Origin of the sequence: Kitasatospora sp. NPDC056783 (assembly GCF_042789895.1) — a bacterium.
In the GTDB taxonomy this organism is placed as follows: domain Bacteria; phylum Actinomycetota; class Actinomycetes; order Streptomycetales; family Streptomycetaceae; genus Kitasatospora.
In genome coordinates this window covers 1-8,542 of the sequence record NZ_JBHUAF010000377.1, presented here as the reverse complement: position 1 = coordinate 8,542, position 8,542 = coordinate 1, and the positions used below count along the sequence as shown (strand labels likewise).

Genomic DNA, 8,542 nt, shown 5'->3' with positions numbered 1-8,542 from the left:
GGGGCCCTGCCCCCCCCCCCCGGCGCCCGGGCGGGCCCCCCCCCCCCCGCCCGCCACGGGTCAGAACGGCGCGGCGGGCGGCCGCGCGGCCAGCTGGGGGGCGTTGGTGCAGCCCTGGGCGCGGACGAGCTCCTTCGCGACGCTCAGGGCGGCGTCGACGCGGATCTGGTGGACCTTGGCGGCGGGGGCGTCGGCGGCGCCCAGGTCGCCGGTGACGTTGACCATGCGGTACGGGAAGACGGGCGGCCGCCCGTCCTTGTCCAGGACGTCGCAGCGGACCAGCAGCTGCACCGTGCCCTCGTGGAACAGCCAGCCCTGGGCGCCGGGGCCGAAGTCGAGTGGTGCGGGGCGGGCCGGCTCCCAGCCGGTCGATTCCGCCGTGGTCTTCGTCTGCCGGAACTTCTCGTCGCGGGCTTCGATGACGACGGCGGCGATCGTGGTGTCGTGCCAGTCGGCGCCACAGGAAGGGTTGGCGAAGCCGTCCCGGTCCGAGAGCGGAGTCGGGTCCTGCCAGGCGACGGCCTTGTGGCCCTTGCCCGCCAGGGTGGCCAGGTCCTCGTGGGTGAACGCGTTCCAGCAGGCGCTCTGTGGCACGTCCACCCCCTGCTAGGGCTTGAGGTACCAGAGCGCGCCGCCGACCCCGGCGGCGAGCACCGCCGCGCCGATCGCGATCGGCAGGGCACGGCGGCGGCGCGGGCGGTCAGCCATCGGCCTTCTCCTTCGCGAGTTCCGGGACGGCGGGCGCGGCAGCGGGCAGCCGCACCTCGTTGGCGCACTGGTACTCGGCGGCGGCGACCCGGGCGATCTTCAGCGCCACATCGGCGTACGCCTGGCGGGACTTGGCCGGTGAGGCGCCGCCGACCGGGTCGCCGCCGACGTCGACGCGGACGTACGGCGGGGCCTTGCGGTCGGGCCTGTCCGAGGCGGGGACCGGGAAGTCGCAGCGGACGTAGAGCCGGACGTGGTGGCTCGGATAGGTGCTGGCCAGCCCGACCGCGCCGGAGCCGAAGTCCAGGTCGGCGACGGAGTAGTGCTGCGCGGTGTCACGGGCGCGGTCGGCGTCGGCCCCGTCCCAGGCGGGGGCGACCTGGACCTCCAGGAGGAACCGGCCGGAGCCGTCGTCCCCCCGCCAGCTGACGTGGCAGTCGATGCTGCGGATCCGGGGCTCGTCCGGCGCGGTGGGCGTCGCGATCCGGGCCCGCGGCACCGGTTCGAACGCGTCCCCGTACGGCCCGGCCAGCGGCTTCAGGTCGTCCGCCGACAGCGCCGACCAGCAGGCGCTGCGCACGATCTCCAACGATCGCCACGGCTTCCACACCCACAGCCCGCCACCCGCGACCACGGCCACCGCGAGGCCCCCGGCCAGCCACCGCCGCCATCGGCCCGGCGGCGGGGCCGGGTCGTCGGGCGGGCGCGGGATGATGTGCGCGACGTCAACCATGGTTCGGGCGGCTCCTGTTGTCGGTCGGGCTAGGACGGGACACGGGGGGCGGTACCGGTCAGCGTCACGGTGTTCCGGCACTCGTACGCGGTCGCGGCGGCCCTGCCGATCTTGAGGGCGATGTCCGCGTACGCCTGGTGGGCCTTGCCGGGGGAGGCGCCGTCGACGACGTCCCCGGAGACCAGCACGCCGAAGTACTTCGGCGGGGGCTGGTCGCTGTCGTCCCTCGGGGCGTCGTAGTCGCACGGTACGTAGAGCCGGACCGTCGTGTTCCCGGGGGCGATCCTGTCGGCCGTGACCACCCACCCGGTCGTGCCGGGGCCGAAGTCGAGCGGGATGACCGGTCCGTCGCCGGCATCGTTCCTCCGGTCGGCGTCGATCCGGTCGCGTGCCGGTCGTACCTCCGCGTCGAGCAGGATGGTCGCGCCTGGCCACATGACGAGGCAATGGGTGTCACGGCTCCCCGAGGTGGGCTTCGCGGGGGTGTCGATCTCGCGGACCGGCCTGGGCTCGAAGGCCTTTCCGTCCGGGCCCGTCAGCGGCTTCAGGTCGCTCGCGTCGAGGACTCCCCAGCACGCGCTCTGCGGCAGTTCCACCGACTGCCAGGGTTTCCACGCCCACAGCCCGCCGCCCACCGCGGCCGCCACCGCGAGGGCGACGGCAGCGTGCCAGGGGCGGATCCGGGATCGCTGCGGGGGCGGGTCGTCCGGGGACGGCGGGATGATGTGGGCGACGTCAACCATTTCTCAGCGCTCTCGGTCGTGGCAGGTGATGGGACGCGGGGTCAGCCCTAGCGGGTGACAGTGTGGTACAAGCCTTGGCCGATGCTGTAGCCGGTCTCCTCTTCCTGGGCGGCTCTGATGGCCACGTCGTTGATGTAGTTCGGGTCGGCGCCCGCGTTGCGGCCGGCATCGTGGATGGCGTTCATGATCGCCTGATTCGACCTGCGCTCGGCCCCCTCCCTCGCGGTGCCGGCCTCGTCGCTGGCCTCGTTGTGGGTGTCCACCTTGTAGCCGTTGGCGACGTTGTCCATGATCTGGTTGACCGCGGTGTCGATGCCCTCTCCGATCAGGGGCGCTCCGCCCTTGATCGCGTCGCCGGCGAACGACCAGACCTGGCCGGCGATCTCCCGTTTGGTGTCGATGGCGGCGTTGAACTCGGCGTCGCTGGCGGTGTGCTTCTCATAAATGGCTTCGATCATGGCGGTGGTGATCAGACCGTTGACCTTCCCGGCCGGGTTGGCGACGTTCTGGACCGCCACGGCCAGGTCCTTGTGCAACTCGGGGTGGGCCAGCACGTCCTGGAGCTGGGCCGTGGTGTATGCCTGCTGCGCGGCCGCGATCGAGGCATAGGCGTCCGGGTTCTGGCCGAGTGCACCGAGCAGGCGTGCGATCTGAGGCTGGCGGAAGAGGTCCGTTTCTTTGCCCTTCCCCTCCATTGCGTTCTGGACGTCGCCGATGTAGTTGGCGGTCATGTTTCCGAGGCTGCCGTTGAGGTTCGCGAACAGGCCGTCCTTGAGCAGGTCCGGGCCGTTCTTGGTGCCGAAGGTCTTCACCACCTCCTTCATGACGTCGTTCATCGCGCCGGTGTGCGGGGGGAACTTGCCGTCCACGTCGTCGTACGCCTTGCCCGTGGTCGCGGCCTCCAGGGCGTGGCCCAGGGCGCTGACGTCGAAGGGGTCGGCGGTGCCCGGGTTGGGCCGGGGCGGGTACTGCTGGTCGAGCAGGAGGGACCGGGGGCCGGTGTCGGTGAGCGTCTTGAGGTAGGTGTTCGGGCCGCCGGTGCTCTTGACGGTGCCGTCCGGGTTGTAGGTGGTCGGCGCGTCGTGGAAGAACTTGGTGGCGGCCTCGGGGCTGTGGCCGAGCCCCTCCAGGATGGCGGACATCGGGTTGATGCCCCGGATGTTGCCGTCCTTGTCGGGCACGCCGATGAACTTGAGCTCGGTGAACGGGTACGAGGCCTTGGTGGCCGCGTCCCAGCGCATCGGGTTCTCCTGGGTGAGCTGGGTGACGTGCTCCGCGATCGGGTTGAGGAAGTGCGCGTCGTACTTCCCGTTGCGCAGCAGGTTCGCCATGATCTGGTACCCGTACGGGCTGTGCGCCGGGTCGGCGCCCGGCGGGACGGGGATCTGCTTGGCGCCGGCGGCCCGGAACCTGGTCTCCCAGTCGTCCGAGACGTGCAGCGGCTGCTTGGTGTCGGTCGCGGTGGCCAGGGTGAGGCCGAGGTCCTGCTGGATGGCCTTGATCGCGGCGCTGCGGGCCGGGCTGTTGGCGTAGTCGCCGCTCTGGGCCATGGCGCCGTACTTGGCCATGAAGGTGCCCGGGTCCTGGTTGCCGTAGAAGGAGGTGGCGAACCGGGGGTCGTTCTTGTGGTGCTCCAGGATCTCCTGGAGGTGCTTGACCTGGGCGTCGGTGGCGTCGGCGCCGAGGCCGAGGATGTAGGTGGCGGCCTTGGCCTCCTCCTCCGGGATGCCGCCGACCGGGGTGGCGTTGAACGCGGTGGCGTCGCTGCCGGTGTCGTCGCTCAGGGCCCTGGAGGCGTCGAGGTCGGCCTCGGTGGCGCGGTCCACCGCCGCGCCTATCGCCTTGGCGGCGGTCTCGGCCTTGGCCTTCCAGACCCTGGCGTACTCCATGTCCTTCTTGTCGGCCTGGGTGGTGGGCGGCGGCCAGTGCACCGCGCCCTCGTCGTCGACGGTGAGGCCGTCGGTGACGGCGTGCTGGACGGCCGTGGTGAGGTCCTGCTTGGCGGCCGTGATCTCGGTGTGGGCGTCGCGGAGGGTCTTGGCCAGGGCCGAGGCCTCCTCGAAGGCGGCGTGGATCTGGTCGCGGGCCCAGGTGAGTTTGGCGTTGGCGAGCCCGGCGGCGTCGCCGTGCCAGCCGGACTGCTGGATGGTGCCGAGGACCTCGGACTGCATCCGCTGGGTGAGGTCCCACTTGCGGACGAGGTTCTCGAAGTCGCCCGCCGCCGAGGCGAGGCTGCCGAGGTCGACCTGCTTGAGCTGGCTGTACGTCACCATGATGGTGTTGCTTCCCCCGTTTGTGTTGCCGACTTGTCCCGCTGACCAGGACAGGACCTAGCCCTTGGGGCCCTGCGCCACGTTGAAGGTGGCCTGGATGTCCGAGTCGGTCTTGCTGTAACTCTGCGCCGTGGTCCGCAGGTTGGTGCCGATGTCGCCGACGGTGGTCTGGAGGCTGCCGGACTGGCCGGTCCAGTTGGTCCAGGTGCCGGTGAGCGCGCCGCCGAGGTTCCAGCCCTTGAGCGACCCGGCGGCGGCGTTGACGTGCTCGCCGGGCTGGTCGCACTCGGTCTTGACGGCGTCCCGCAGGGCGAAGGCGTTCTGCGCGGCCTGCTGGAGCACGCCGGCGTTCACGGCGATGGTCTGGCCGCCGGCGGCGGGGCCCACCGGGCCCAGCGAGACCGGGGCGGCGTTGGCGCCGGCGAGGTCCGGGAACTGCTTCTTCGCGGCTTCGGTCAGATTGCCCTTGTCGTCGAAAAGCCACGGATTCATGCGACGCTCGAATTCGAGGTCGGTCACGGTTTACCCCCCAGGTAAAGAATGCAGCATGGAGCGTACTATTTTCGCCGATGCGGTTTCAGTGAATTGAATATTGATGCTCGGTTAACTCTTGGTGAATCACGACAAGATCGGCCGGCCCGTCCTGTGCCGGGTCGCACATTGCCCGACCGGCGGTGGCGTGCCAGAGTGCCGGGCATGAACCATCCGCTCGCGGCCGAGCCGCGCACCTCCGCCCCCGCTCCGGCGCACGTCTTCGACTGGCTCGACGAGACGGCCGCGATGCGGGCCGAGGCCGGACTGACCCGGACGCTGCGCAGCCGGGCGGCGGAGGACGCGGTGCTGGACCTCGCCGGCAACGACTACCTGGGGCTGACCAGGCACCCGGTGGTCACCCGGGCCGCGGCGGACGCCGCGCTGCGCTGGGGCGGCGGTTCGACGGGGTCGCGGCTGGTGACCGGGACGACCGTGCTGCACACCGAACTGGAGGAGGAGCTGGCCGAGTTCTGTGGAGCGGAGGCCGCGCTGGTGTTCTCCTCCGGGTACACGGCCAACCTCGCGGCGCTGACCGCGCTCACCGACCCGGACACCCTGATCGTCTCCGACGCCTACAACCACGCCTCGCTGATCGACGGCTGCCGGCTCTCCCGCGCCGACGTCCACCGCGTCGCGCACGCCGATCCGGCGGCGGTGGCCGAGGTGCTCGCCGGACGCTCGCGGCGGCGGGCACTGGTGGTCACCGACTCGGTGTTCTCGGTGGACGGCGACGCCGCCCCGCTTCCCGCGCTGTCGCGGGCCGTCCGCGCGCACGGCGCCGCGTTGCTGGTGGACGACGCGCACGGGCTGGGCGTGCTCGGCCCCGGCGGCACCGGGGCGCTCGCGGCGGCCGGACTCGCCGGGCAGCCGGACGCGGTCGCCACCGTCACCCTCTCCAAGTCGCTCGGCTCGCAGGGCGGCGCCGTGCTCGGCCCGCGCCGGGTGATCCGCCACCTGACCGAGACCGCCCGCACCTTCATCTTCGACACCGGCCTCGCCCCGGCCGCCGCCGGTGCCGCGCTGGCCGCGCTGCGGCTGCTGCGCGCCGAGCCCGCCCGCGCGGAGCGCGCCCGGGAGGTCGCCCGCACCCTGGCCCGGCAGCTCACCGCCGCCGGACTGGCGGCCTGCGAGCCGCAGGCCGCGGTGGTCTCCGTCCGCGCCCCCGGCCCGGAGGCCGCCGTCGCCTGGGCCGCCGACTGCCGCCGGGCCGGCCTCGCCGTCGGCTGCTTCCGCCCGCCCTCCGTCCCGGACGGCGTCTCCCGGCTGCGGCTGACCGCCCGGGGAGATCTGACGGACGGTCAGATTTCGGAGGCCGTCCGGATCGTCGCCGAACTGGCTCCGGCGGGCGCGCGGGGCTGAGGTCCCCCCGGCCGGCTACTTCTTCCTCGCCCGGCTCGGCTGCACCCGGGGCGGTTCGCCCTCGGCCTTCGGATGGTCCGGCGGGTACGGGAGTTCGCCGAGGCCCTCGTCGTGGAGCTGCTTGTCGTACAGCTCCAGCAGGGGCTCCAGCCGGAACGCGTGCTGCTCCATCTCGGCGTTCAGGTCCCCGAGTTCGGCGAAGCGGACGGGGACGGTGCGCAGGTCGAAGTCCTCGGGGGCGGCGTCGTCCAGCTCCTCCCAGCGCAGCGGGGCGGAGGCGGTGGCGCGCGGGCGGGCGCGCAGCGAGTAGGCGGAGGCGATGGTGCGGTCGCGGGCCATCTGGTTGTAGTCGACGAAGATCCGCTCGCCGCGCTCCTCCTTCCACCAGGCCGTGGTGACCCGTCCGGGCATCCGCCGCTCCAGCGCCCGGCCGAGCGCGATCACCGCGTGCCGCCCGTCGGTGAAGGTCCACTCGGGCACCAGCGGCACGTACACGTGCAGGCCCCGGCCGCCGGAGGACTTGGGCCAGCCGCGCAGCCCGTACTCCCCCAGCAGGGCGCGCAGTTCGTGGGCGGCGCGGACGGCGTCGTGGAAGTCGGTGCCGGGCTGCGGGTCGAGGTCGATCCGCAGCTCGTCCACGTGGCCGGTGTCGGAGCGCCGCACCGGCCAGGGGTGGAAGGTGAGGCAGCCCAGGTTGGCCGCCCAGAGCACGGCCGCCGGCTCGGTGGGGCAGATCTCGTCGGCGGAGCGGCCGCTGGGGAACTCGATCCGGGCGGTGGGCAGCCACTCCGGCAGGCCCTTGGGCGCGCGCTTCTGGTAGAAGAACTCGCCCTCCACCCCGTCCGGGAAGCGCTGCAGGGTGGTCGGGCGGTCGCGCAGCCCGCGCAGTACCCCGTCGGCGACGGCCAGGTAGTACCGCGCGACGTCCAGCTTGGTGAAGCCGCGCTCCGGGTAGTACACCTTGTCCGGGTTCGACAGCCGGACGGTGCGCCCGGCGACATCCAGTTCCACGGCTGAGCCCATGCCCCTCACGCTAAGCGCGGTGCGCCCGGCGCGCGCCCCGGGGCGAACCGGGCGAGGATCGGACGCATGGACCTGCCCGTGATGCCACCGGTGGCGCCGATGCTGGCCAAGTCGGTGGCCGAGATCCCGCCGGGGATGCAGTACGAGGCCAAGTGGGACGGCTTCCGCTCCGTCGTGTTCCGCGACGGCGACGAGATCGAACTCGGCAGCCGCACCGGCAAGCCGCTGACCAGGTACTTCCCCGAACTGGTCGAGGCGTTCGGGCGCGAGCTGCCGCCGCGCTGCGTGCTGGACGGCGAGGTGGTGATCGCCCGGGAGGGACGGCTGCGCTTCGAGGAACTGCTGGAGCGCATCCACCCCGCCGCGAGCCGGGTCAGGCTGCTCGCCGAGCGCACCCCGGCCTCCTTCGTGGCCTTCGACCTGCTCGCCCTCGGTGACGACAGCCTGGTGGACGAGCCTCTGTCGGTGCGCCGCCCGGCCCTGGAGGCCGCGCTCGCCGGCGCCGCCGACCCGGTGTTCACCGCTCCCGCGTCCACCGACCTCGACCTGGCGCACACCTGGTTCGCCGAGTACGAGGGCGCCGGGCTGGACGGCGTGGTCGCCAAGCCGCTGGACCAGCCGTACCGGCCGGGGGAGCGGGCCATGTACAAGATCAAGCACGAGCGCACCGCCGACTGCGTGGTGGCCGGCTACCGCGAGCACAAGAGCGGCCCGGTGGTCGGCTCGCTGCTGCTCGGCATCTTCGACGACACGGGCCGGCTCCAGCACGTCGGTGTCTGCGCGGCCTTCCCGATGGCCCGCCGCCGCGAACTCGCCGAGGAACTGGCCCCGTTGCGGATGGACGACGTCTCCGGGCACCCGTGGGGAGGCTGGGCGGACGAGGCCGCGCACGCCGAGGGCCGGCTGCCCGGCGCCGTCAGCCGCTGGACCGGCGGCAAGGACCTGTCGTGGATCGCGCTGCGCCCCGAGCGGGTGGCCGAGGTCGCGTACGACCACATGGAGGGCACCCGGTTCCGGCACACCGCGCGGTTCCGCCGCTGGCGGCCGGACCGCGCGCCGGAGAGCTGCACCTACGCGCAGCTGGAGGAACCGCTCTCGTACGACCTCGGTGCGGTGCTGGGGATCTGACGCGTGGTGAGGGGCCCGGCCCGGCCCGGCCCGGCCCGGCC

General features: G+C 72.8%; 8 protein-coding genes. 2 read left to right on the top strand and 6 right to left on the bottom strand.

The features are described from left to right. Nucleotides 1-60 precede the first annotated feature (60 nt). The 5 genes from ACFRMQ_RS34100 to ACFRMQ_RS34080 form a co-directional block, all read right to left on the bottom strand. Entirely contained in the window at nucleotides 61-594 is a 534-nt protein-coding gene (locus ACFRMQ_RS34100) for a hypothetical protein (protein WP_380734644.1), read from the bottom strand. 106 nt (nucleotides 595-700) lie between these two features. Beyond that, the gene (locus ACFRMQ_RS34095) at nucleotides 701-1,441 is read right to left on the bottom strand and encodes a hypothetical protein (protein ID WP_380734643.1); all 741 of its coding nucleotides are present in this window, start codon (nucleotides 1,439-1,441) and stop codon (nucleotides 701-703) included. 29 nt (nucleotides 1,442-1,470) lie between these two features. Beyond that, complete coding sequence (locus tag ACFRMQ_RS34090) at nucleotides 1,471-2,184, bottom strand: hypothetical protein (protein ID WP_380734642.1); 714 nt, start codon at nucleotides 2,182-2,184, stop codon at nucleotides 1,471-1,473. Nucleotides 2,185-2,231: 47 nt separating this feature from the next. Further along, the gene (locus tag ACFRMQ_RS34085) at nucleotides 2,232-4,457 is read right to left on the bottom strand and encodes a hypothetical protein (protein WP_380734641.1); all 2,226 of its coding nucleotides are present in this window, start codon (nucleotides 4,455-4,457) and stop codon (nucleotides 2,232-2,234) included. Between the two features lie 57 nt (nucleotides 4,458-4,514). Next, nucleotides 4,515-4,976 carry a WXG100 family type VII secretion target gene (locus ACFRMQ_RS34080; RefSeq protein ID WP_380734640.1) on the bottom strand — a complete coding sequence of 154 codons (462 nt, stop codon included), beginning with the start codon at nucleotides 4,974-4,976 and terminating at the stop codon, nucleotides 4,515-4,517. A 177-nt stretch (nucleotides 4,977-5,153) separates the two neighbouring features. Between ACFRMQ_RS34080 and ACFRMQ_RS34075 the strand changes: the two genes are divergently transcribed. Then, nucleotides 5,154-6,350 (top strand): 8-amino-7-oxononanoate synthase, encoded by a 1,197-nt coding sequence (locus ACFRMQ_RS34075; RefSeq protein ID WP_380734639.1) that lies wholly within the window; start codon nucleotides 5,154-5,156, stop codon nucleotides 6,348-6,350. Between the two features lie 15 nt (nucleotides 6,351-6,365). Here ACFRMQ_RS34075 and ligD read toward each other — a convergent pair whose 3' ends face one another. Further along, nucleotides 6,366-7,373 (bottom strand): non-homologous end-joining DNA ligase, encoded by a 1,008-nt coding sequence (ligD, locus tag ACFRMQ_RS34070; protein WP_380734638.1) that lies wholly within the window; start codon nucleotides 7,371-7,373, stop codon nucleotides 6,366-6,368. Nucleotides 7,374-7,439: 66 nt separating this feature from the next. Between ligD and ACFRMQ_RS34065 the strand changes: the two genes are divergently transcribed. Further along, complete coding sequence (locus ACFRMQ_RS34065) at nucleotides 7,440-8,501, top strand: ATP-dependent DNA ligase (RefSeq protein ID WP_380734637.1); 1,062 nt, start codon at nucleotides 7,440-7,442, stop codon at nucleotides 8,499-8,501. Nucleotides 8,502-8,542 lie beyond the last annotated feature (41 nt).